The 23,983-nt window shown below is 63.6% G+C and carries 23 protein-coding genes and 1 tRNA gene; 11 read left to right on the top strand and 13 right to left on the bottom strand.

Features of this window, described 5'->3' with window-relative positions:
- The first annotated feature begins 113 nt into the window (after nt 1-113).
- The 5 genes from CK222_RS07435 (at nt 114) to CK222_RS07415 (ending at nt 4,112) form a co-directional block, all read left to right on the top strand.
- Nucleotides 114-266 carry a histidine kinase gene (locus tag CK222_RS07435; protein ID WP_066990358.1) on the top strand — a complete coding sequence of 51 codons (153 nt, stop codon included), beginning with the start codon at nt 114-116 and terminating at the stop codon, nt 264-266.
- Between the two features lie 9 nt (nt 267-275).
- On the top strand, nt 276-1,190 hold the full coding sequence (locus CK222_RS07430; protein WP_095799874.1) for a site-specific tyrosine recombinase XerD: 915 nt from the start codon (nt 276-278) through the stop codon (nt 1,188-1,190).
- Nucleotides 1,191-1,289: 99 nt separating this feature from the next.
- Entirely contained in the window at nt 1,290-2,240 is a 951-nt protein-coding gene (locus tag CK222_RS07425) for an acetyl-CoA carboxylase carboxyltransferase subunit alpha (RefSeq protein ID WP_067319192.1), read from the top strand.
- Nucleotides 2,241-2,540: 300 nt separating this feature from the next.
- Nucleotides 2,541-3,860 carry a murein L,D-transpeptidase family protein gene (locus CK222_RS07420; protein ID WP_095799873.1) on the top strand — a complete coding sequence of 440 codons (1,320 nt, stop codon included), beginning with the start codon at nt 2,541-2,543 and terminating at the stop codon, nt 3,858-3,860.
- 12 nt (nt 3,861-3,872) lie between these two features.
- On the top strand, nt 3,873-4,112 hold the full coding sequence (locus CK222_RS07415) for a sulfurtransferase TusA family protein (protein ID WP_066990371.1): 240 nt from the start codon (nt 3,873-3,875) through the stop codon (nt 4,110-4,112).
- 19 nt (nt 4,113-4,131) lie between these two features.
- On the opposite strand, the gene CK222_RS07410 is transcribed toward CK222_RS07415, so the two are convergent.
- Both CK222_RS07410 and CK222_RS07405 read right to left on the bottom strand, forming a co-directional pair.
- Nucleotides 4,132-5,244 carry a GTP-binding protein gene (locus CK222_RS07410; protein WP_095799872.1) on the bottom strand — a complete coding sequence of 371 codons (1,113 nt, stop codon included), beginning with the start codon at nt 5,242-5,244 and terminating at the stop codon, nt 4,132-4,134.
- The gene (locus tag CK222_RS07405) at nt 5,241-6,413 is read right to left on the bottom strand and encodes a D-alanyl-D-alanine carboxypeptidase family protein (protein WP_095799982.1); all 1,173 of its coding nucleotides are present in this window, start codon (nt 6,411-6,413) and stop codon (nt 5,241-5,243) included. Before CK222_RS07405 ends, CK222_RS07410 begins: the two co-directional genes overlap by 4 nt.
- A gap of 215 nt (nt 6,414-6,628) precedes the next feature.
- Between CK222_RS07405 and CK222_RS07400 the strand changes: the two genes are divergently transcribed.
- On the top strand, nt 6,629-7,792 hold the full coding sequence (locus tag CK222_RS07400; protein WP_095799871.1) for a M20 aminoacylase family protein: 1,164 nt from the start codon (nt 6,629-6,631) through the stop codon (nt 7,790-7,792).
- Nucleotides 7,793-7,890: 98 nt separating this feature from the next.
- Nucleotides 7,891-7,967 (top strand) — tRNA-Arg (locus CK222_RS07395).
- A gap of 134 nt (nt 7,968-8,101) precedes the next feature.
- Here the strand turns inward: CK222_RS07395 and ugpC are convergent.
- The 10 genes from ugpC to CK222_RS07345 all read right to left on the bottom strand — a co-directional run bounded on the left by ugpC (nt 8,102) and on the right by CK222_RS07345 (nt 17,885).
- Nucleotides 8,102-9,160: a sn-glycerol-3-phosphate ABC transporter ATP-binding protein UgpC gene (ugpC, locus tag CK222_RS07390; RefSeq protein WP_095799870.1), complete on the bottom strand. Its 1,059-nt coding sequence runs from the start codon at nt 9,158-9,160 to the stop codon at nt 8,102-8,104.
- A gap of 36 nt (nt 9,161-9,196) precedes the next feature.
- Nucleotides 9,197-10,018, bottom strand: a complete 822-nt coding sequence (locus CK222_RS07385) for a carbohydrate ABC transporter permease (RefSeq protein ID WP_095799869.1) — start codon at nt 10,016-10,018, stop codon at nt 9,197-9,199.
- Nucleotides 10,019-10,957 (bottom strand): sugar ABC transporter permease, encoded by a 939-nt coding sequence (locus CK222_RS07380; protein ID WP_095799868.1) that lies wholly within the window; start codon nt 10,955-10,957, stop codon nt 10,019-10,021.
- Nucleotides 10,957-12,294: a sugar ABC transporter substrate-binding protein gene (locus tag CK222_RS07375; RefSeq protein ID WP_095799981.1), complete on the bottom strand. Its 1,338-nt coding sequence runs from the start codon at nt 12,292-12,294 to the stop codon at nt 10,957-10,959. Before CK222_RS07375 ends, CK222_RS07380 begins: the two co-directional genes overlap by 1 nt.
- 61 nt (nt 12,295-12,355) lie before the next feature.
- On the bottom strand, nt 12,356-13,015 hold the full coding sequence (locus CK222_RS07370; RefSeq protein WP_095799867.1) for a GntR family transcriptional regulator: 660 nt from the start codon (nt 13,013-13,015) through the stop codon (nt 12,356-12,358).
- Between the two features lie 22 nt (nt 13,016-13,037).
- Nucleotides 13,038-13,922: a dihydrodipicolinate synthase family protein gene (locus CK222_RS07365; protein WP_095799866.1), complete on the bottom strand. Its 885-nt coding sequence runs from the start codon at nt 13,920-13,922 to the stop codon at nt 13,038-13,040.
- Between the two features lie 100 nt (nt 13,923-14,022).
- The gene (chrA, locus tag CK222_RS07360; protein WP_095799865.1) at nt 14,023-15,411 is read right to left on the bottom strand and encodes a chromate efflux transporter; all 1,389 of its coding nucleotides are present in this window, start codon (nt 15,409-15,411) and stop codon (nt 14,023-14,025) included.
- Nucleotides 15,408-16,226, bottom strand: coding sequence for a sulfurtransferase/chromate resistance protein (locus CK222_RS07355; RefSeq protein WP_095799864.1), 819 nt, complete (start codon nt 16,224-16,226; stop codon nt 15,408-15,410). Before CK222_RS07355 ends, chrA begins: the two co-directional genes overlap by 4 nt.
- Before the next feature lie 165 nt (nt 16,227-16,391).
- Entirely contained in the window at nt 16,392-17,180 is a 789-nt protein-coding gene (locus CK222_RS07350; protein WP_095799863.1) for a 3-hydroxybutyrate dehydrogenase, read from the bottom strand.
- 171 nt (nt 17,181-17,351) lie between these two features.
- A complete protein-coding gene (locus CK222_RS07345) occupies nt 17,352-17,885 on the bottom strand; it encodes a TetR/AcrR family transcriptional regulator (RefSeq protein WP_066990416.1) in 534 nt (177 codons plus the stop codon).
- 147 nt (nt 17,886-18,032) lie between these two features.
- On the opposite strand from CK222_RS07345, the gene CK222_RS07340 reads away from it, so the two are divergent.
- Both CK222_RS07340 and CK222_RS07335 read left to right on the top strand, forming a co-directional pair.
- Complete coding sequence (locus CK222_RS07340; RefSeq protein WP_095799862.1) at nt 18,033-19,334, top strand: efflux RND transporter periplasmic adaptor subunit; 1,302 nt, start codon at nt 18,033-18,035, stop codon at nt 19,332-19,334.
- A complete protein-coding gene (locus CK222_RS07335; protein ID WP_095799861.1) occupies nt 19,331-22,414 on the top strand; it encodes an efflux RND transporter permease subunit in 3,084 nt (1,027 codons plus the stop codon). The genes CK222_RS07340 and CK222_RS07335 overlap by 4 nt, the downstream gene beginning before the upstream one ends.
- Before the next feature lie 199 nt (nt 22,415-22,613).
- On the opposite strand, the gene CK222_RS07330 is transcribed toward CK222_RS07335, so the two are convergent.
- A complete protein-coding gene (locus tag CK222_RS07330) occupies nt 22,614-23,066 on the bottom strand; it encodes a L,D-transpeptidase (RefSeq protein WP_066990426.1) in 453 nt (150 codons plus the stop codon).
- Between the two features lie 344 nt (nt 23,067-23,410).
- Between CK222_RS07330 and CK222_RS07325 the strand changes: the two genes are divergently transcribed.
- Nucleotides 23,411-23,743 (top strand): hypothetical protein, encoded by a 333-nt coding sequence (locus CK222_RS07325; protein ID WP_095799860.1) that lies wholly within the window; start codon nt 23,411-23,413, stop codon nt 23,741-23,743.
- Nucleotides 23,744-23,776: 33 nt separating this feature from the next.
- Complete coding sequence (locus CK222_RS07320; RefSeq protein WP_082953640.1) at nt 23,777-23,941, top strand: hypothetical protein; 165 nt, start codon at nt 23,777-23,779, stop codon at nt 23,939-23,941.
- Nucleotides 23,942-23,983: the final 42 nt, after the last annotated feature.

Raw genomic sequence — 23,983 nt, 5'->3', positions numbered from 1 at the left:
AGCTTCCTCGACAAATCTTCTGCCCCAGCCCTTCGTCCTTGAATTGGCCGGAATGGCGTCCCATAAGGGCACAGGGTTTGGAATCGCAGAACAAGAAGACGGGCGAAGACTGAATGCCGACATTGTTTCGCTTTGTCGTGACGCTGGCGGTTCTTGCAGGCGTCGCTTATGGCGCGATGTTCGCGCTGGCGATGTTCGTGGAGCCGAAAAAGGCCGAAATGAGCGTGCGCATTCCCGCGGAAAAGCTCAATCCGAAGAAGAACTGACCCGGCCAAATGAACAGCGCGGCCCGCATCGAAGCATTTCTGGAGATGATGAGCGCCGAGCGGGGTGCGGCCGAGAACACGCTTTCCTCCTACCGACGCGACCTCGAAGACGCCTCCGAAGCTATCGGTGGCGGCCTGGCCGGAGCGGCAGCCGCCGACATCCGCACCTATCTGGACGACATCGCGGCGCGTGGCTTCGCGCCGACCTCGCAGGCGCGCAAATTGTCGGCGATCCGCCAATTCTTCAAATTCCTCTATGCCGAGGGCCTGCGCGGCGACGACCCGACCGGCACGCTGGACAGCCCGAAGAAGGGCCGGCCGCTGCCGAAGACCATGACCGAGGCCGAGACGGGCCGCCTGGTCGACCGCGCGGCCGAGGAGGCGGGCGGGGCCGCGCCCGACGGCGACCGGTTGGCGACGCTGCGCCTGCACGCGCTGGTCGAGGTGCTCTATGCCACGGGCCTGCGCGTTTCCGAGCTTGTCGGTCTGCCGGTGACGGTGGCGCTGCGCGACGACCGTTTCTTCATGGTGCGCGGCAAGGGCGACAAGGAGCGCATGGTGCCGCTGTCGGCCAAGGCGCGCGCCGCGATGCGGGCGTGGCTTGCCGCCAGGGCGGAGGTGCCGGCCTACGCCGACAGCCCGTTCCTGTTCCCAGCCTCTTCCGACAGCGGTCATCTCTCCCGGCAGGTTTTCGCACGCGATCTCAAAGGCTTGGCGGCGCGAGCCGGCATCGCCGCGACCAAGATCTCGCCGCATGTCCTGCGCCACGCCTTCGCCAGCCATCTCCTGCAGAACGGTGCGGATCTCAGGGCCGTGCAGCAACTGCTTGGCCACGCCGATATCTCCACCACGCAGATCTACACTCATGTGCTGGAGGAGCGGCTGGTGCGGCTGGTCAACGATCATCATCCGCTTGCCGACTAGGCTTCATATCGCTATGTGAGGGCGACGTTCCACCGCCCGGAGCCAGTATTTCCAGGGTTCCGCCAGCCATTGCCTTCCGACGGATCGGTCCGCCCCAGCATGTATAATTACCTCGATTTCGAAAAGCCGGTGCAGGATCTGGAGCTCAAGATCCTTGAGCTGAAGAAGCTCGCGGAGAACGGCGAGGCGGTCGATGTCGCCGACGAGATCGGCAGGCTGGAGAAGCGTTCGCGCGATGCGCTGCGCGATCTCTACAAGGCGCTCACCCCTTGGCAGAAGGTCCAGGTGGCCCGCCATCCGGACCGGCCGCACTGCCTAGACTACATCAAGGGCTTGTTCAGCGATTTCACGCCGTTGGCCGGTGACCGCAATTTCGGCGACGACCAGGCGATCGTCGGCGGTTTTGCCCGTTTCCGCGGCGAGCCGGTGGCGGTGATCGGCCAGGAGAAGGGCTCCGACACGGCAAGCCGCATCAAGCACAATTTCGGTTCGGTACGGCCCGAGGGGTACCGCAAGGCGGTTCGGCTGATGGAGCTTGCCGACCGCTTCAAGATCCCGCTTTTGACGCTGGTCGACACCGCCGGCGCCTATCCCGGCGTCGGCGCCGAGGAACGCGGTCAGGCCGAGGCCATTGCGCGCTCGACCTCAGCCTGCCTAGCGCTCAAAGTACCGTCGATCTCGGTGGTCATCGGCGAAGGCGGCTCCGGCGGCGCCATCGCGATCGCCACCGCCAACCGCGTCTACATGCTTGAGCATGCCATCTATTCGGTGATCTCGCCCGAGGGCGCGGCCTCTATTCTTTGGCGCGACACCACCCGTTCCAAGGACGCGGCGACCAACATGAAGATCACCGCCCAGGATCTTCTCGAAATGAAGATCATCGATGCCATCGTTCCCGAGCCGATGGGCGGCGCCCAGCGTGCGCCGGAAACGGTGATTGCCGCCACCGGCGACCTGATCGCCAAGACGATGAAGGACTTTGCCGGCGCCAACACCGATTTCCGCGAGCAGCGCCGCGAGAAATATTTAGCGATGGGCCGCAGCCTTTAATGCATGTCGCGCAAAATTGTGCAGTGGTTTTGCGAAAACGACATGCATGAAAACAAAGCACGTGAGTCTGCCCCAGCGCCACCCTTTTAATTCGGCCGTTCGCCGCAACTATGGCGGCGATTAACAATTTCGCCACAAAAATGCCGCCGCATTCGGCTCAATGAAAATATCCGCGAGGGGTTGGCTATTGCTTGCGGTAAGGAATTTTCAAGGTTAACGGGCTTACGGTCCATTGGTGTTGAGCCTGCGGGCCGGCCATGCCGAGGCCGTTGGCCTGAGAGAAAAGACAAAGCCGTATCGATGTTTGCCAAGCTTGCCCGCACCGGAGTCCTTGTCGCCGCGATAGGCATCGCCGGCTGCAATGATTCGTCGATGAAGGATTTTGCGCCGGAGGCCAACAAGCCCCTGCCGGATAAGATCCTCGCCGACATGAAGGCCAAGGGCATGGTGCGCACCTCCTCGGTGATGGCGCGCATCTTCAAGGAAGAAGGCAAGCTGGAGATCTGGAAGGCCAAGACCAACGGCCGCTACGATCTCGTCGCCAGCTACGACATCTGCAAATGGTCGGGCAAGCTCGGCCCCAAATACACCGAGGGCGACCGCCAGGCGCCGGAAGGCTTCTACACGGTGCGTCCGTCGCAGATGAATCCGCGCTCGAACTACCATCTGTCCTTCAACATCGGCTATCCCAACGCCTATGACAGGGCCAACGGCCGCACCGGCTCCAATTTGATGGTGCACGGCGCCTGCTCCTCGTCCGGCTGCTATTCGATGACCGATGCCCAGATCGAGCAGATCTATGCTTTCGGCCGCGATGCCTTCCAGGGCGGCCAGACCGAGTTCCAGATCCAGGCCTTCCCGTTCCGCATGACCGCCGCCAACATGGCGCGCTACCGCAACGACCCGAACTACGAGTTCTGGAAGATGCTGAAGGTCGGCTACGACAATTTCGAGATCACCAAGGTGCCACCGAAAGTCGACGTCTGCGAGAAGCGCTACGTTTTCAATCAGGCAGCGCCCGAAGGCACCACCTTCGACCCGACAGGCGCCTGCCCGGCAATGACACAGCCTGATTCGTTGAAAACGGCCTACGCCGACTACGAAAAGCGCTACGACGCCGCCTTCAACTCCGCGGTCAAGGGAACCATACTGCCGCCTAAGCCGGCCATCGCCGGCATCAAGGAAGCCAGCATCGTTTCCGACTGGTCCAAGCGCCGCGCCCGCGGCGAGCGCGTGCCGATCGACCCGCCGTCGATGAATGCCGACGGCTCGGTAACCGAGACGACGCGGATGGGCCGCATCGATTCCCCGCTCGGCCGCAAGATGGCCGCGCTCGACGCGGAGAAGGAGGCCAAGCGCAAGGCCGAGGAGCAGCGGCTTGCGGCGATCGAGGCGGCCAAGGCCGCCAAGGCGCAAGCGCAGGCTGAAAAGGCGGCCGCCAAGGCGCAGGCCCTGGCCGAAAAGGAAGCCGCCAAGCAGGCGGCCCAGCAGCCGGTGGTCACCGCGGGCGTCGAGGCGGCTTCCGCGCAACCGGCGCCGGAAACGCAGCAGGCGGCAAGTGCCGACGAAGGCACGGTCTCGAAGCTGAAGAAGAAACTGCTCGGCATGTTCGGCGGCTGAGATTTCCCGATCTTGGCCGGATCCGCCGCTACCTACGATCTGAAGGGGCTGAACTGCCCGCTGCCGGTGCTGAAGGCGCGCAAGCGCCTGGCCGCGATGCGGCCTGGCAGCCGTCTGTGGCTGGAAACCACCGACCCGTTGGCCGTGATCGACATTCCAGCGTTCTGCGCCGATGCCGGCCACCAATTGATCGAGACCGCGGCGGTCGACGGCGGCCATCGCTTCCTGGTCGAGCGCGGCGGCGCGGCATAGGTCAATCGGATCTCTGCAGCTACAGCCCGGCGATCACCAGCGGATTTGCCTCGAGCGCCGCCCGGTCGGGCGTGTCGATCGACGGCTTGTTGGTGAAGGCGGAAAACAGCCGCTGGACATAATCTTCCGGCATGTCGAGCGTGATCAGCACCAGCCGCGTGCCGCGCCGTCCGTCCGGCCACGACGGCAGCCTGGCCGGCGGATGCAGGATCTTCTGCACGCCGTGAATCACCAGCGGGCGTGACGGATCCTCCTGAACTTCGATGACGCCCTTCATGCGCAGCAGTTTCTCGCCATGCGTCGAGCGCAACAAATCGAGGAACATCTCGATCGCCGAGAACGGCACCGGCCCGTCATGGACGAGCGAGTGGGAGCGCACACGGCCGTCGTGGCGGTGATCATGATGATGGGGGGCGTGATCATGACCATCGTCGTGGTGATGATGATCATGCGCCGCCTCCTCTCCGAGCCAGCGCCGCACGTCGGCGCTCTTGGTCTCGGGATTGTAGAGGCCGCAATCGAAAAGCGACGCTGCCCCGGTAGCGGGACCATTGAGGTCGAGCAGGACCGCGCTCGGATTTATCTGATGAAGTCGCGCCCGCAGGGCCTCGACGTCGCTTGCCTCGGCGAGATCGGTCTTGGTCAGCACGATGCGGTCGGCGACGGCCGCCTGCTTCACCGCCTCGACATGGCCATCGAGCGTGGCCGCCCCGTTGACGCCGTCGACCAGCGTGATGACGCCGTCGAGCCGGAAAGCCTGCACCAGCGCCGGATGCGCCATGATCGACTGCAGCACCGGTGCAGGATCGGCAAGGCCGGTGGTTTCGACCACGACGCGCGCCAGCCTGGCGATGCGTCCGGTCTGCAGCCGGTCGACGAGGTCGGCCAGCGTATCGACGAGTTCGCCGCGCACCGTGCAGCAAAGGCAGCCGTCGGAAAGCTGGATGATGCCGTCTGAGGCTTGCTCGACGAGCAGATGGTCGATCGCCACCTCGCCGAACTCGTTGATGATGACGGCTGTGTCGGCAAGCGCCGGATCCTTGAGCAACCGGTTGAGCAGCGTCGTCTTGCCGGCCCCGAGAAAGCCGGTGAGCACCGAGACGGGTATGGGAAAGCCGCTGCGCCCGGTCATGGCGAGTTTGCCGCCTTGGCCGGCTGATCCCCCTGCGCTGCAGCGGCAGCGGTTGCGGCGGGTGTGGCGCCGGCCGGCAGAGGCTTGTCGGGCCGCCAACTGGGCAGCGGCACATCGGCATAGTTCTGATCGGTCTGGTCGACGAAAGCCTTGGGCGCCGGCCCGGTGGCCCCGCCAAGGCCGACCGCGATCAGCGTCGGGTGATCGAGTTTCACCTGATAGGGCGATTTGGCCTTGTCCTTGGCGGCGACGGCAGGCGCTGCCTCCGACTGCTGTTCCTTCGGCTTCTTCTTGCAGATCTCGTCCTGCAGGTCGTTGGGCGACAGCGTGTCGCCATAGGGCTTGAGCGCCGCGAGCGTCGTCGACCCGGCCGCCGGAGCGTCAAAACCCTGGTCGAGCAGCTTCGCCGCCGCTTCGGCGCGGCTGATGGCGGATTTTTCGCCGAGCACCACGGCAACCAGTGTGCGGCCATCGCGCGTCGCCGAGCCGATCATGTTGAAGCCCGAGGAGCAGACGAAGCCGGTTTTCATCCCGTCGGCGCCGGGATAGCGCCCGATCAGCAGATTGTAGTTCGGGATCGCCTTCTTACCGACGGCAAGGCCCTCGATGGAGAACCACGGCGCATATTGCGGGAAGTCGTTGCGAAGCACCGTCACCAGGACGGCAAGGTCGCGCGCGGTCGTGTACTGGTCCGGCGAGAACAGCCCATTCGGGTTGACGAAATGCGTTCCGACCATGCCGAGCCTGGCGGCCTCGGCATTCATGCGGTCGGCGAAGGCGGCCTGCGATCCGCCGATGTTCTCGCCGACGGCCATGGCGATGTCGTTGGCCGACTTGACCAGCATCATCTTCAGCGCATTGTCGAGCCGCATGACCGATCCGGGCTTGAAGCCCATCTTGCTCGGCGGCTCGCCGGCCGAATGTTTCGTCACCTTGATCGGCGAATCGAGCGCCACCTCGCCGGCGGCGATCGCTCGGAACGCCACATAGGCCGTCATCAGCTTGCTCAGCGAGGCCGGATACCAGCGCTTGAAGGCGTCCTGATGCTCCAGCACCTTGCCGCTCTTCAGGTCGAACAGCACCACCGGATTGGCGCGCGCAGTGCCGGAAAGCATCGGCAGCGCCAGCGCCCCCGCAAGCAATAGGTTGAGGAAATGCCTTTGCCGCATGATCAATTCCGAAATCGCCTCTTGCCGTAGTTGCCGCTGGCTCCGTAAGATTTCGCTGCGCGATGGCCAGCATAGTGCGGACCGACCCTCGACTCCGGACCGCATTATGCGGTGCTATTTACCCTATGTGACGTCAAAATGGCAAAGCGCCAGACGATCACACTTGCCGGGCAGCGGCCCTGAATTGCCTGCCCCAACAAAGAAATGGAACGATTATGCCAATTCTCAACCGTGCCGCGGAAATGCAGGAAGAAGTCGCGGGCTGGCGGCGCCATCTGCACCAGACGCCGGAACTGAACTTCGACGTTTTCCAGACCGCCGCCTTCGTCACCGACAAGCTGCAGGCTTTCGGTTGCGACGAGGTTGTGACCGGCCTCGGCAAAACCGGCGTCGTCGGCATCATCCGCGGCCGTAAGGGCGAGGGTCCGGCCATCGGCCTGCGCGCCGACATGGACGCTTTGCCGATCAACGAGATCACCGGCAAGCCTTACGCGTCGAGCGTTCCCGGCAAAATGCATGCCTGCGGCCATGACGGCCACACCGCCATGCTGCTCGGCGCAGCCAAATACCTCGCCGAAACGCGCAATTTCGTCGGCTCCGTGGCGGTGATCTTCCAGCCCGCCGAGGAAGGCGGCGGCGGCGGCAACGAAATGGTCAAGGACGGCATGATGGACCGCTTCGGCATCTCGAAGGTGTTCGGCATGCATAACATGCCCGGCCTGCCCGTCGGCGAGTTCGCCATCAAGCCCGGCCCGATCATGGCGGCGACCGCCGAATTCACCATCACCGTCAAGGGGCATGGCGGCCATGCGGCGATGCCGCATGCCACGATCGACCCGATCGTAATTACCAGCCACTTGGTGAGCGCTTTGCAAACCATTGCTTCACGCAGCACCGATCCGGTCGAGGCCGTCGTCGTGTCGGTGACCAAATTCCATGCCGGCGATGCCTACAACGTCATACCGGAAAAAGCCGAGATCGCCGGCACGGTGCGCACGCTGAAAAAGGAAGTGGCCAGGAAAGCGGAAGAGAAAATCCGCGCCATTTGCGCTGGCCTGGCATCAGCCTTCGGCGCGACGATCGAGGTCGACTACGACCCCAACTATCCCGTCACTTTCAACCATCCGGAAGAGACGGCCTTCGCCAGCGATATTGCCGCCGGCGTCGCCGGCGACGCGAATGTCCACCGCGCCATCCAGCCGGTGATGGGCGGTGAGGATTTTTCCTACATGCTGGAAGCGCGCCCCGGCGCCTTCATCTTCATCGGCAACGGCGACACCGCCGGCCTTCACCATCCGGCCTATGACTTCAACGACGAGGTCATACCGCACGGCATGAGCTATTGGGTGAGGCTGGCGGAGACGGCGCTGGCCGCCTGACCGCTTTGCACTGAGGCGACTTCCCGGCCGATTCCCGCCGATCGGCCGGTAACGCCTCTTGGCGAACCGGCCCGAAGCGTTTATGTGTCGGGCCGCGTGGTCCCGTAGCTCAGTAGGATAGAGCGGCAGATTCCTAATCTGTAGGTCACAGGTTCGATTCCTGTCGGGATCACCAACTAAATCAAAGGGTTGGCTGAGTTTTGCAATGCTCCCATGTTGCATTTTCTTGCAACTGGGCTCCCGTTGCTTTCCGTTCGCTCGAATCTCAAGCACTCCCTGGCCGCCGCGGTGAGAGCGCGGGCAGGGCAATCAGATGCGCCGGCCGGTTTTGGCGTCGAACAGATGCGCCGAGGCGCGGTCGATCTCGATCCGCACGCTCTCGCCTTGCTTCAGCGCTAGCCGCTCGCGGAAAAGGCAGGAGATCACCTCTCCGCCGCAGTCGACCGTGGCGAAGATTTCCGAGCCGGTCGCCTCCATGAGCGTGACTGTGCCGGAGAGACCCTGGCCGGTCGCCCGGATATGCTCGGGACGAATGCCGTAGACCAGTTCCCTTCCCGCGGCTTCGCTCGGCCGGATGCCTTGCGGTAGCGGCAACGTCAGCCCACCGGCACTGCGGAAGATGCCCTCCTCGATGTGGCCGTGGATGAAGTTCATGGCCGGCGAGCCGATGAAGCCGGCAACGAACAGATTGGCCGGCCGGTCGTAGAGATCGAGGGGCGCGCCGATTTGCTCGACCAGACCGTCGTGCAGCACGACGATCTTGTCGGCCATGGTCATCGCCTCGATCTGGTCGTGCGTGACATAGACGGTGGTGGTGCCGAGCCGCTGATGCAGCGCCTTGATCTCGCCGCGCATCTGCACGCGCAATTTGGCGTCGAGATTGGAGAGCGGCTCGTCGAACAGAAACACCTGCGGGTCGCGCACGATGGCGCGGCCCATGGCGACGCGCTGGCGCTGGCCGCCGGAAAGCTGGCGCGGATAGCGGTCGAGCAGCTTTTCCAGGCCGAGAATGCCGGCTGCCCGCTTCACCCGGCTCGCGGTATCGGCCGGATCGGCTTTCTTGATCTTGAGCGCGAAGCCCATATTGTCCGCCACCGTCATGTGCGGGTAGAGCGCGTAGTTCTGGAACACCATCGCGATGTTGCGGTCCCGTGCCCTGAGGTTGTTCACGGTGCGCTCGCCGATTGCGATCTTTCCGGCCGAGATCGTTTCCAGCCCCGCGATCATGCGCAGCAGCGTCGACTTTCCGCAGCCCGACGGTCCGACCAGGATGACGAACTCGCCATCGGCGATATCGACGCTGACATCGTGGATGATCCGAGTGGCTCCGAAAGCCTTCTGCACGTTGTTGATGCTTACCGATGCCATTGCGTATCTCCGAAAGAATGAGGGCGGATCAGGCGCTCAGCCACCCTTGACCGCGCCGGCGGTCAGCCCGGCGACGATCTGCCGTTGCGCGAACATGGTCAGCACCAGCACCGGCAGCGTCACCACCAGCGCGGCGGCGGCGAGCGGCCCCCAGCTCACCTGCTCGTAGGACAACATGTTGTAGACCGCGACCGGCATTGTCCGCGTCTCGCGGCTGGCGAGCACGACGCCGAAGACGAAGTTGTTCCACGAGAAGATGATCGACAGGATGAAGGCGACGACGATGCCGGGCTTGGCGATCGGCAGCGCGACCAGGCGAAACACCTGCCACGAACTGGCACCGTCGATGTTGGCGGCCTCCTCCAATTCCATCGGCGTCGTCTCGAAATAGCCGATCATCACCCAGACCACGATCGGCACCGTCACCACCAGATGGATGATGATCTGCGGCCAGAGCGTGCCGAGGATGCCCAGCCACTGAAACAGGAGGAACAGCGGGATGAGATAGGAAAGCCCGGGCGTCATGCGGGCGATCATGATGACGATCGCCGAGCGTTCCGCCTTGAGCCTGGCGATGCCATAGCCGGCCGGCACGCCGATCAGCAGCGCCAGCAGCGTCGCCGTGCCGGTCACCAGCACCGAGTTCCACAGATAGAGCAGGAAATTGTTCTCCTCGAACACCTTTGCGTAGTTCGACCAGGCGAAGCGCTCCGGGATCAGGATCGGCGGATAGGCGCCGTTGTCGATCTCGAACTTCAGCGACAGCGAGATCATCCAGAGGAAGAACAGGATCGCCGGCGAGACCAGCACCAGCGCCGCGAAGAACAGGCCTATCTTGTTGAGCAGCCGCGAGCTCACCTATTTGCCCTCCGTGTCGACCCATTGCGAGCGCTGGCGCAGCATCAGGAGGATGAAGGACAGGGCCACGATGACGATGAAGAACACCACCGCCATGGCCGAGCCGTAGCCCATGTCGTAATAGGAGAAGGCGGTGTTGTAGAGATAGATGTTGATTGTTTCCGATGCCGTGCCCGGCCCACCTTGGGTCATCGCGTAGATGATATCGAAGCTCTTGAGCGCATCGATCGTGCGGATGATGACCGCGATCATCAGAAACGGCGCGATCATCGGCAAGGTGAGGTAGCGGAACTGCTGCCAGGCATTGGCGCCGTCGATCTCGGCGCTTTCGAACGGCTCGCGCGGCACTGACGCCAGCCCACCCAGCACGATCAGCATCACCAGCGGCGTCCACTGCCAGGTCTCCACCGCGACCAGCGAAGGAATTACGGTGTTGGCGTTGAATATCCACTCCTGCGCCGGAATGCCGACCAGCGACAAGAGATAATTGAGCACGCCGAGCTGCGGATGGAACATCATGGTCCAGACCAATGCGACGGCGACGGGTGTGGCCATCATCGGCATCACGAAGACGCCGCGCAGCAGGCCGCGCAAGGCAAACCTGGCGTCGAAAATGAGCGCGGCGACGGTACCGAAAAACATCGGCGCGACCACCGACAGGAAAGTATAGATCAAGGTATGCCAGAGCGATTCCCAGAACCGCGGATCGCTCGCCAGGCGCAGATAATTTTCCATCCCGGCAAAGCTTCGCGACTGGCCGAGCGTCCAGCTGTTGACGCTCATCCACAACGTGAAGGCCCAGGGAAAGACGATCACGGCGCCGACGACGACGAGCGCAGGAATGACGAAAGGCCAGTAGTTTGGAGCCAGCCGGATCGGCTGGCTCTCTTCGACGGCTTGCGTCGTCACCCCTGCGCGTTCCGGGGCGATGGCGGACATCAGCCTTGCTCGCTCCTGTCGAGAACCGGCTGGAACTGATCGGTGGCCTTCTTCAGTTCGTCGGCGGGATCGGCGCCGGCAATCATGTTGGTCAGCGCCACGCCATAGATGTCCCGGAACTCGGTCACCGGGATGATGACCGGCAGCGCCAGCCGGCTGATGTTGCCTGAGCCGACCACGGCATCCAGCCAGCTCGGCGGCATGGTGACGCCTTCGCGCACCTTGGGATCTTCCAGCACCGACTTGCGGAACGGCACGCCGGCGCCGGCCTGCAGCAGGCGCGCGCCCATGGCCGGAGAGACCGCCCACTGGCAGAACAGATAGGCCGCTTCCTTCTTCGCGCTGGCGGAGGTGACACCGATGCCGTCGCCGAACGTGCCTGCGGCATGCGCCTTGGGTCCCTTCGGCATGACGCCATAGCCGACCTTGCCGACCACCCGCGACTTCTCCGGATTTTCCATCGGCGGTGCGAAGCCCACGCCATCGAACCACATGCCGATCTTGCCCTGCAGGAAGGCGGATTGCGCCTCGGCCCAGTTGAAGCCGGTGACGCCGGGAGGCGCGGCCTTGGTCATCAGCCGCTGGTAGAGGGCGGCAGCCTCGATCGCCTCCGGCGAGGTCGTGCGCAGCTTGCCGTCGCTGCCGAGCGGCGTCATGTCGTAGCCGAGCATCAGAGACGTCCACACCGGCGTGTTGGCGTTCTTGAGACCGCGTGCGACGAAACCGAAGGTGTTGCTTGAGGGATCCGTCAGCGCTTCAGCGGCGGCCACCAGCTGCTCGAAGCTCTCGGGATATTTTATACCTTTGGCGTCGAACAGCTCCTTGTTCCAGTAGAGGATCCAGTAGTCGACCGAGAACGGCAGCGAGCGCAGCACGCCCTGGCCGTCCTTGGCGAACTGGATGCCCGCCTCGGCGAAGTCGCTTTCGGTCAGCCCGGGATCGGTGAGGCCCGGATCGGCAACGAAGCCGGAAATGTCGGCCAGCCAGCCGCCCTTCTCGAACTGGCGCTTCTGCACATGGTAGCTCAGATGCACGACGTCGAAGCTCGGCTTGCCGGAGCTGAGCTCGATCACCGTCTTCTGGCGCTGCTGCTGTTCGGGTGTCGCCTCGGCATTGACCTTGATGCCGGTCAGCTCCTCGAACTCCGCGAGATTCTTCAGGATGGTGTCGCTGCGCGGGCTCTTGACCAGGTTGACGTCGAGCGTCGTGCCGGCAAAGCGCTTCCAGTCGACGCCCGCGGCGAAGCTCGGACGAAGACCGACGAGGCCGGTGGCGGCGAGAGCCGCGGTTCCCTGGAGCAGCTGCCTTCTGGTTGGACTGAATGGATTGGACGACATTTCTTCCTCCCGGTTGTCGTTGTCGATTACGCCACGACGATTGCGGCGCGGTTTTGCTTCCTCAAACCTGCAGCGCCAGCCGGCGCGCATTGTCGATGTGCTGGCTGATCGCCTCGACCGCCATCTGCGGATCGCGTTTCTCCAGGGCCTCGATCACCGCAAGATGCTCGCGCATGACCGGCACGACCCGACCGTCGATGCGGAACCGCTCCTGATGGATGAGCCGGATCTTCACCGAATTTACCAGATAGGCCTTGGCGATGATCTCGTTGCCCAGCGCGCTGATGAAGGTGTCATGCATAGCCCAGTCGATGTTCTGGGCCTTGGCTTCCATTTCGGGGGTCGGGGTCTGCGCCAGCGCTTGGGCGAGCATGTCCTCGTGCTCGCGCCTCAGACCCGCAATCTCGGCGTCGGACGCGTTGACGGCAAACAGCGCGACCGCCTCGCGCTCTATGAACAGGCGGAACTGGAAAGCCTCGCGGATCAGGCTGATGTCGATATGCGCGATCTGCATGCCGCGTTGCGGTATGGTGGTCAGCAGTCCCTCGGCCTCGAGCCGCGGCACGATCTCGCGGATGGCTCCGAGCGGCAGGCCGGTGAAGGCGACCAGCTCGCGCTGCGAAACGAACTGGCCGGGCCTGAGGTCGCGGGCCAGCAGATGCCGCGTGAAGCTGGCATAGGCCTTCTCCCTGAGGGTTGCCGGTTCGCTCGTGTCGTCCATGCCGATCAGCGCCCTCCCCGGTTCAGGCTGCCTGTGTCGCAAACAGCCTGTCGTAAGCGGCGCCAAGCTGTTGCCGTTCCTGCAAGGCTACCGGCACGAGCGGCGGCCGAACCGTCAGCCAGCGTTCGTCGCCGGTCTGGCGCGCCACCATGGCCTTCACCGCCGGGATGACCGGATGCCGGAGCAGTTCGAGGACGAAGCTTTCCACGCGGGAGTCGTCGCGTCCGCTCTCGATCATGGCGCGCAGTTCGCCGGCGGCGAAATTGGCCATGCCGGAAATCGCGCCCTGGCCGCCGATCCGCACCGCCGGAGCCAGATGCCGTTCGTCGCCGATGAGGATGATCAGGTCGCCATGCGCCTTGAGCAGCGCTTCGCTGTAGCCCCAGTCTCCACCGGAATCCTTGACCCCGGCGACCACGCCCGGATACGCCTTGCGAAGCCGGCCGATCAGGTCGAGCGACAGCTGCACCGTCGTGACCGAGGGGATGTTGTAGAGCAGCATGCCGCGGGCCAGCGGACCGAGCGCGGCGAACACGGCGCCGAACCAGCCGAACAGCCCATCGTCACCGACATTCTTGAAATAGCTCGGCGGCGCCAGAAGGATGTTGCGGGCGCCGCGCTGCAACGCCTGGCGGCACTGCTCGGCAGCGTCCTCCGCCGCATCGACCAGCACGCCTGCAACGAGTTGGTCCGCGGGTATTCCCGCCGCAAGCATGGCATCGATGACCGCCTGCCGCTCCGCCGTACCGACGGAAGCGCCTTCGCCGGTGGTGCCGAACAGCGTTACGCTGCTGCAGCCAGCATCGAGACAGGCCTTAGCATGCTCGGTCATCAGCGGAACGGCGATCCGCCCTGCTGCATCAAAGGGCGTTGTGAGCGCAACCGACAGACCAAAGCGCGAACCCACCTGCAATTCTCCATTCATCAATCCGCGAGCAGGCGTAGCATACTGACATGTTAGTTGTAAACATAGCTCTCGGTCACGCTTGGCTGCGGCTGGAAACAATTCACAATGCCTGTAGAGCCAGTCCCGCCAGCGCGGATGCCGCGAGCGTCGGCAGCATGCCGGCCTTCAGCCTGAGCATGGCGACCATCGCCGCCGCCGACAGCAGCGCTGCGCGCCAGTCGAGCGAGGAAACGACCGGAACCTCGACGCCCCAGCCGACGCTCTCGACTTTGCCGAAGACGACATGCAGCGCGAACCACAGCGCAAGGTTCATCACCACGCCGACGACCGCTGCCGTTATCGCACCGAGCGCCGCCGACAACGCCTTGTTCTGCCGCAGCTGCTCGATGTAGGGCGCGCCGAGGAATATCCAGAAGAAGCAGGGCGCAAAGGTAGCCCAGAGCGTCAGCGCCGCCCCCAGCGACCCTGCAAGCAGAGGGCTGAGCGTACCCGCATGGCGATAGGCGGCGGCGTAGCCGACGAATTGCAGCACCAGGATCAGCGGTCCGGGCGTCGTCTCGGCAAGTCCGAGCCCGTCGACCATTTCTCCGGGCGAAAGCCAGCCGAACGAGGTCACCGCGGCTTGCGCGACATAGGCAAGAACCGCATAGGCGCCGCCGAAGGTGACGACCGCCATCAGGCTGAAGAAGCCGCCGATCTGCGCCCATACGCTCCCTGGCCCTGCCAGCACGGCGATCAGCGCCACCGGTCCGAGCCAGATCGGCAGCCAGATGGCGATGGTCCGGGCTGCGTGCCATTTGGTCGGCACGGTGTGGCCGAGCTCGCCGCGCTCGAACATCAGGTCGACCACGCCGCCTCTGTCGGCGGCGGCGTTGCCCTCGCCATGCGCCGAACCCGAAAACAGCCTGGGTGCAAAGCGATTGCCGACCCAGCCAATAAGTACCGCCGCAAGCACGATCAGTGGAAACGGCAGCTTGAGGACATAGATGGCAAGAAAGGCCGCCACCGCGATGCCCACCATGACCCGGTTCTTCAGCGCCCTCTTGCCGATGCGGATCACCGCTTCGACGACGACCGCCAGCACCGCCGCCTTGATGCCGAAGAACAGCGCCTCGATGACCGGCGCGTCGTTGTAGAGCATGTAGAAACTGCTCAGGGCGAGCATGACCAGTGCGCCTGGGAGCACGAACAATGTTCCGGCGACGAGGCCGCCGGCCGTCCTGTGCAGCAGCCAGCCGATATAGACGGCAAGCTGCTGCGCCTCGGGACCCGGAAGAAGCATGCAGTAGTTCAGAGCATGCAGGAATCGCTCCTCGCCGATCCAGCGGCGCTCCTCGACCAGTTCCTTGTGCATCAGGGCGATCTGCCCGGCCGGCCCGCCGAAAGAGAGCAGGCCGATCTTGGCCCACAGCCGCGTCGCATCACTGAAGGTCGGCACAGCCGGGACATCGGCCGGCTGCTCGGCGCTGTCCTTGGCAAGCACGGTCATTGTTGCTTACCCCCGGCCGGCCAGTTATGCGTCTCGTCCGTGGCGTCGCGGCACCAGCGGAAGAAAGCGTCATAGAGCAGCATGCCGGCTTCGAGCTGTTCCAGGTCGTCGCGGAACATGCGCGACAGGCCGAGCGACGCGGCGAGGAACCCGGCAGCCTGCGGCACCAGGTCGAGACGCGCTGTATCCGCGCCGCGCACGATCAGCGCCAGACGATCGAGCGCCTCGGTGCGCAGGCCGAACTCCTCAATCATCGTGTCGAAGGTGCAATGATCGCCGCGATGGCTCCAGAACACGCCTTCGATGTCGAAGGGCACCGCGGCGAAGCGATCCGCCACCAGGGGCACCTCGGCCGGGTCGACGAACAGGAACACGGCGCCAGGATCGACAAATCGTCGGATCAGCCAGGGGCAGGCGATGCGATCGACCTTCGGCCGGGAACGCGTGACCCATACGGTGCGACCCTTCCCATCGCGAGGCGGAATTGCGTCGGCCGCGACTAACGGCGCCTTGACGGCGGCCCAGGCCGCGAAACCGCCTTCCAACGATTCCGCCGGAATGCCCTCGTGGCGCAGCCACGCGGCAACGCCTTGCGAGAGCTTCTCTCCGCGCTGGCAGATGACCACGACCTTGGATCCGGAGAAGTCGGCCGCCCAGGTCGAGACGGTTCTGAAGTCGCGTCGGTAAGAAGCCGGCAGCAGCCGCGGATCGGCTTGAAAGTCGTCGTCGATGCGTACGTCGACGAGACGAGGTGCATCCGGCAGGCCGACCAGTCGGGCAAGCTGTGGCACTGTGATCTGAGTTGTTGACGGCATGGCGTCCACCTCCTGAACGAAGAGAGTTTGGACGCGATCGTTGGGCTGACGCCTCACGGGGTCGTCGCGGGGAACCCCTTAGCCAGGATGCTGGAACGCTCCCCTACGATTGTCAAGAATTCTTGTCGAGGAAGGCGCGGCCCGCACCTTCTTTGGAAGCTGCACTTACTGCGCCGTCCAACCGCCATCCATCGGCAGGGTCGTGCCGGTCATCTGCTTGGCCGCATCCGAGCACAGGAACAGCGCCAGTGCCGCCAATTCCTCAACGCTGACGAACTCTTTGGTCGGCTGCGCGGCAAGCAGCACATCGTGCTTGACCTGTTCCTCGGTCATGCCGCGCGCCTTCATCGTGTCGGGGATCTGCTTCTCGACCAGCGGCGTCCAGACATAACCGGGCGCGATCGCATTGACGGTGATGCCATCCTGCGCGACTTCCAGCGCCACCGTCTTGGTCAGACCTGCAATCCCGTGCTTGGCAGAGACATAGGCCGACTTGAACGGCGAGGCGACCAACGCATGGGCCGAAGCCGTGTTGATGATGCGGCCCCATTTGCGGCTCTTCATGCCCGGCAGCGCCGCCTTGATGGCATAGAAGGCGGCAAGCAGGTTGATGCGGATGATTGCTTCCCACTTGTCGTCGGGGAATTCGTCGATCGGCGCGACATGCTGGATGCCGGCATTGTTGACCAGGATGTCGAGGCTGCCGAACGCCTCCTCGGCCTCGCGGATCATGGCGGTGACCGCCCCGCCGTCCATCATGTTGGCGCCGGAATAGCGGCACTTGACGCCGAAATCCCTCTCGATGCCGGCGCGCTCCTTTTCGATCGCCGCGGCATCGCCCAGGCCGTTGATGGTTACGTTGGCGCCCTCGGCGGCAAAGGCGCGGGCGATTGCAAGGCCGATGCCGCTGGTCGAGCCAGTGACGAGCGCATTCTTGGAAGACAGGGAACCCATGGCAGATCTCGCACGTGGAGGGAGGGACTGTTGAAGCACATAGTTTGTGCGTCGCAACATAACAATGCCATGCCCGTATTTCGGTGCGATACAATGTTGTGATGCAGTTCGAGCGACAGGAAGCTGGCGGTCCTAGGGCGGTCTTTGCCGCCGCTGATGTGAGCCTGCGACCTATCCGGCTATCTTGAGCAGCGAGGAAACCAGGAGCTTGTGCTCCTGCTGCGACAGCACGTCTGAATCGAAAAGATTCATACTGCGCAGCCCCTCGATGGCGAGGAAACAAACCAGCAGCGAGCCGAGGTCGTCCGTTTCCCCCTTCAGCCGTTCGAACAGCTGCCGCTTGAAGGCTTTGATCGGCGTCAGGAATTCCGGATCCTCGGCGATCGCGGAGAACATCCAGGAGGCCGAAGGTTTCGGCTTCTCGCAATCATCGGCCGAGAGCCGTATGTAGGCCGCGAGCGCGCTTTCATCGCTTGCCTCGGCCGTGCGTTCTTCGAGCGCCTGCTCGAAAGCATTGAGGTAATTCTCGACCAGCCCCTGCATCAGCTTGGCCTTGGTCGGGAAATTGTAGAGCAGACCGCCCTTCGACACGCCGGCGCGATTGGCGATGGCGTCGAGTGACAGGCTTCCCGGGCCCGCCTCGCGCGCCACGTCGGCTGCCGCTGCAAGTATCCTGTCGCGCGAGTTTGCCCTGCGAGCTTTCATCACGCCTTCCCTTACATTAGGCCTTGTGGAATTGACAAGACCGTCCAGACGGTACAGTAAGGCGCCCGCAATTTGAAATCGGGATTTATCGTCGATATGTGTCCCGGCAATTGACGTTGCCGGTTGCCGGCTCGAGGGGAACTATCCGTGAAGCGCTTCTTCATCATCACCGGAATTCTACTGCTGCTCGCCGTGGTGTGCGCCGGAATCGTCGGCTTCAACCTGTTTCGTGACAATGCGATCAAGCAGTTTTTCGCCACCATGAAACCGCCGGCGGCGACAGTGTCGACCATCGTGGCGAAGCCTTCGAACTGGACGCCCGGCGTCGAGGCGATCGGCACCGTCAACGCCGTGCGCGGCGTCGACCTGACCGTCGAGACGGCCGGCATCGTCAAGGACATCCTCTTCCACGCCAACCAGAAGGTCGCGGCCGACGCTGTGCTTCTGCAGCTCGACGATGCCGTCGAGAAGGCCGATCTGGTGGCACAGAAGGCTCAGGCAGCATCCGACCAGGCGGCGCTGACCCGCGCGCTGGAATTGCAGCGGCGTGGCGTCGGCACCGACGCTACGCTTGATGCCGCGCGCGCGGCGGCGACCGCATCGGCCGCGCAAGTGAACAAGCTGCAAGCCGTGCTCGACCAAAAGCAACTCGCAGCTCCCTTTACCGGCACGGTCGGCATTCCGAAGATCGACATTGGCCAGTATCTGGCGCCCGGCAACTCAGTCGTCACGATCCAGGATCTGGACACGATGCAGGTCGACTTCACCGTGCCCGAACAGCAGCTGCCGCTGCTGAAGATCGGCCAGACGGTGCGGATCGGCAGCAATGCTGCCGACATGTCCTTTGCCGGCTCGATCCGCGGCATCGATCCCAAGATCGACCCGGCAAGCCGGCTGGTGTCGATCCGCGGCGAGGTCGCCAACCCGGAGGGCAAGCTGACCCCGGGCCAGTTCGTGCAAATCCGCGTCGAGTTGCCGGAGGAAAGCAACGTCATCTCGGTGCCGCAGACGGCGGTGACCTCAAGCCTGTACGGCGACTATGTCTTCGTGGTGGTGCCGCCCAAGCCCCCTGAGGCCGGCGCTGCCGCGCCAGCAAAATCGGAAGACCAGAAGTCCGGCGCGGAGAAGCCTGCCGGCGATGCAGCCAAGCCGCAAGCCGATGCCTCGAAGCCGGCCTCCGATACGGCAAACGCCGCCGACAGCGCCGCGAAGCCGGCTGAGAACGCTCAAAAGCCGGCCGAAACCGGGCAGCAACCGGCGCTCGTTCTATCGCAGGTCTTCGTCAAGCTCGGCCGCCGCAACAACGGCATGGTCGAGATCGTCGAAGGCCTGAAGGCCGGCGACCAGGTCGTGACCGCCGGTCAGAACCGGCTCTTCAACGGCATGTCCGTTGCGGTCGACAACACCGTTGATCTCAGCAAATCGGCAAACAAGCAGGTTCAGCAATGAGCTTTTCCGATATCTTCATTCGCCGCCCCGTCCTCTCGACGGTGCTGGCCTGCATGATCCTGCTCCTGGGTTTCCAGGCCATCTTCAACCTGTCGATCCGGCAGTATCCGAAGGTTGACGAGACGGCGATCACCATCACCACGGCCTATCCCGGAGCCAGCGCCGACCTGATTCAGGGCTTCATCTCTGCGCCGATCGCGCGCGCCGTCGCCTCGACGGAAAACATCGACTACGTCACCTCGTCGAGCCGCCCGTCTTCGAGCACGGTGACCGTGCAGATGAAGCTCGGCTCCAACCCCGATGTTGCGTTGACCGAGGTGCTGTCCAAGGTTCAAGGCGTGCGCGGCACCTTGCCGGATGCCGCCAAGGATCCGGTGATCGTCAAGGGCACCGGCCAGCAGTTCGCGATGATGTATATCTCGATGCAGAATCCGAACATGTCGAAGGAGCAGTTGACCGAGTACATCGAGCGCGTCGTGCGGCCGCGCATCTCGACCGTGGAAGGCGTCGCCGACGTCCAGATCTTCGGCGCCGAGGAATATTCGATGCGGGTCTGGATCGACCCGGTCAGGCTCGCCGCCCGCGGCGCCACGGCCGCCGACGTGCTGACTGCGATCAACAATTCCAATTTCCTGTCCGCGCCCGGCAACACACAGAACGAGTATGTGGTTTCCTCGATCGCGGTTCACTCGACCCTGCAGACGCCGGAAGCCTTCGCGCAGCTCCCCATCCGCTCGACCGACGGCCAGGTGGTGCGGCTGCGCGATGTGGCGCGGGTCGAGCTTGGCGCCGCCAGCACCGACACGAGGGTGAGCTTCAACGGCAAGCCGGGCACCTTCCTGGCCATCTTCCCGACGCCTGCCGCCAATCCGCTGACGACTGCCGAGGCGATCCACAAGATCGTGCCGGTGATCCAGGATACGTTGCCGAAGGGCATGACGATCGAGATCGTCTACGATTCCACCGAGCAGATCAGCGCCTCGATCGAGGAGGTGTTCAAGACCATCGGTGAGGCTGTCGCCATCGTCATTCTCGTCATCCTGCTCTTCCTCGGATCCTTCCGCTCGGTGATGATGCCGATCGTGACCATCCCTCTGTCGCTGATCGGCGTCTGTTTCATTCTGTTTGCGGTAGGCTATTCGATCAACCTTCTGTCGCTGCTTGCCATGGTGCTGGCGATCGGCCTTGTCGTCGACGACGCCATTGTCGTGGTGGAGAACATCCACCGCCATATGGAGGAAGACGGCATGTCGCCGATGCAGGCGGCTTTCAACGGCATGCGCGAGATCTTCTCGGCAATCGTCGCCATGACCATTACGCTGGCCGCCGTGTTTGCGCCGCTTGCCTTCACCGGCGGTCTGACCGGCGCGCTGTTCCGCGAGTTCGCGGTCACGTTGGCCGGCTCCGTGGTGCTGTCCGGCCTGATTGCGGTGACCATCACGCCGATGATGTCGGCTCGCCTCTTGAAGGCCGGCGCGCACGGCCGCTTCCAGCGCATCGTCGACGGCACCTTCAGCCGTGTCGAGCGCGTCTACGAGCGGGCGGTGACCGCTTCGCTCAGAAACAGGCCGGTTACCTTTATCATCGTCGTCGCGCTGGTTGCGCTCACCGGCTTCATGTTCACCAAGACCTCGACCGAACTAGCGCCGGAAGAAGACCAGGGCTTCCTGCTTTCGATCGTAACCGCCCCGCGCTACGCTACCTCGGACTACACCGAGACCTACGTCAACCAGATCCTCGGTCTTGTTAAGGACATTCCGGAAACGCGGGCGCAGTTCTCGGCGGTCGCCTTCGGCGGCGCCACCAACGGCGCTTTTGTCGGCTTTGCCTTCAAGGATTGGGCCGAACGGCAGCGCAGTTCGAAGGAGATCCAGACCGACATCACCGGTCGCTTGGCCAAGGTCGCCGGCGTCGAGGCTTTCGTCTTCGCGCCGCCGACGCTGCCCGGCTCGGGCGGCGGCCTGCCGATCTCGATGGTGGTTCGCTCGACCGGCGATCCCTCGGAAGTCTTCGACCAGGCCGAGAAGATCAAGAACAAGGCGCAGGCTTCCGGCCGCTTCATCGTCGTGCAGAACTCGATGTCCTATGACGCCCCGCAGGTGACCGTCACCATCGACCGCGAGCGCGCGGCGGCACTGAACCTGCCCATCGCCGACATCGGCAACACGCTGACGCTGCTGGTCGGCGGCGCCGAAGTGGCGCAGTTCGATCGCGACTCCAACAGCTATGACATCATCCCACAGGTGCCGCAGGAGTTCCGCGACAATCCGGCGAAGCTCGGCGAGTATTTCGTGCGCAGCGTCGACGGCAAGATGGTGCCGCTGTCGGCGGTGGTGCATATCTCGACCAACGCCTCGCCGGCAGCGATCGAGCAGTTCAACCAGCTGAACTCGGCCACGATCTCCGCCCTGCCCTTGCCCGGCGTGACCACCGGCGACGGATTGAAAGTGCTGGAGGATCTCGCCAGGGAAACGCTGCCCGACACGTTCTTCATCGACTATTCCGGCCAATCGCGGCAGGAAAAGGAGCAGGGCAACACCATCCTGATCGCCTTCGCGGCCGCCGTGATCGTGATCTACTTGGTTCTGGCCGCTCAGTTCGAGAGCTTCCGCGATCCGCTGATCATCATGATGGCGGTGCCGCTTTCGATCTTCGGTGCCATCGTGCCGCTCAATATCGGCCTCGGAACGCTCAACATCTACACGCAGGTCGGACTGATCACCCTGATCGGCCTCATCACCAAGCACGGCATCCTTTTGGTGGAATTCGCCAACCAGCAGCGCGAAATCCATGGCATGCGGCGCCGCGATGCCATCATCGCCTCGGCCAAGGTGCGCCTGCGGCCGATCCTGATGACGACGGCCGCGATGGCGCTCGGCGTCGTGCCGCTGATCATCTCCAGCGGCGCCGGCGCCGCGGCGCGCTACTCGATGGGCCTCGTCATCTTCACCGGCATTCTGGTCGGCACGATGTTCACGCTGTTCGTCGTGCCGATGTTCTACACCTTCATCGCCAGCAAGGATCTGCCGCATCTCGCCGAGAAGCCCGATCCGAAGCTGATGCCGGCGCTGCCCACCTGAAGCAATCCAGGACTGCTCCAAAACAAAAAAGAGGCCGGAAAATCCCGGCCTCTTTTTTAGGCGGTCACCCCACGGCTTCGGCGCCAGAGCAATTCCAAGAAAAGTGTGGAACGGTTGCTCGGCGACTTCGCCGTGGCCTTCCGTCCGGAATTGCGTCGAACCTGGCTTGAAGGCGGCAATCCGCCCGCTACTTGACCCGTTACTTTACGATGAGGATGCTGGTGTTGCCCGGGCCGAAGGCCTCGACGAGCTGATAGAAGTCGGCCGCGGCATCGGGATGCAAACGCACGCAGCCATGCGAAGCTGGCCGGCCAAGATGCTTGATGGCATAGGTCGCATGCACCGCATAGCCGCCGCTGAAGAAGACCGAATGCGGCATCGGCGCATTGTCGTATTTCTTCGAATACCACATCTCATGCATGCGGGTCGGCTTGAATGACCCTGTCGGCGTGATGTGCCCCCTGTCGCCCGTCGACACTTTCCAGGTGAACGTCGGCCGGCCGTCGACCGTGACTTCCATGATCTGCTGCGACAGCGAAACCCGGGCGACGAGCTGGTTGGCATGAGCGGCGTTGCTGCCGAAGAGCAGAGCCGCGCCGGTGAGCGCGGCGGCGGTGACGTGGATGAGCTTGGCTGAAATGGCGGTATGCATGACGATCCCTCTCTCTCTCTTATGCCGGTCGGGCCGGCTGCAATTTCGATGGATCGTCTTATCGGGATCACCTGTTTCAGGTCTATTTCGCTTAATATGCGTTAATGTTTCGAATTCGTTTCTCTAAGTTGACGGCCTAATTCCAGAGAACACGCTCCCCCTAGACCGGCTGCCGGCAATATCAAGCAGGCCGAAACCGGCGGGCAAAGCGTATATGGCTTTGATATGAAAGCCTTTCTCCGAATCTCGAAACCGAATTGCAACAAAGCGCGACTTGCGCGGCATGATGCGGATACAGGCCCGCAGCAATGTCGAGTCACGGGAACAGACATCAGCAAACGAAAATGGGCAGGAAATCGAAAGTTCGCACCTGGTTTCTCAGGATCGGCGTCTCGGCAGTCATCCTCGGTGCTGTCGGCTCTGTCGCCGGCAACCCTGTGACGGCGCTTGGCGCCATGAATTCCGGCGAGGTTTCGACACTGCACACTGCAATGTTCATCGCCACGGTCTGGATCATCTCCAGCCTGCGCGTCAACCGGCTGAGGGCCCTCTGGCGGGTCGGTCTTCGGCTGATAGGGATGCGCGGCCCCTCCGGCTACTTGCTGCCGAGAGGACCGAAGGCCCGCGCCGCAGCGGGGGGCTCCGTAGGCGGCGCGGGCGCTTCGGGAGTTTCCTGAAGCATCGACGACTATCGAATTGGGGATTGAGTTATGAAGACGAAATTTGCCGCTTCGGTGCTGTCCGCACTGCTTTATGCCCAGGGGCTGCTTGGCTTTGCCGCGCTTGCAACGGTGCTGCTCAAGGAGCGCGCCCACGCCGAGATCGCCGCCAGCGCCGAATTGCCGTCCGGCCCCTCGATCCTCGTGGTGCGCTAGGCGCCGGCGTCGGATCCAAAAGTGCGAAGCGGTTTTGGAAAT

The sequence above is a fragment of the Mesorhizobium sp. WSM3866 genome (genome assembly GCF_002294795.1).
Taxonomy (GTDB): Bacteria; Pseudomonadota; Alphaproteobacteria; order Rhizobiales; family Rhizobiaceae; genus Mesorhizobium.
Note: the sequence above shows the minus strand (reverse complement) of the source record. Positions and strands in the feature narration are given on the sequence as shown.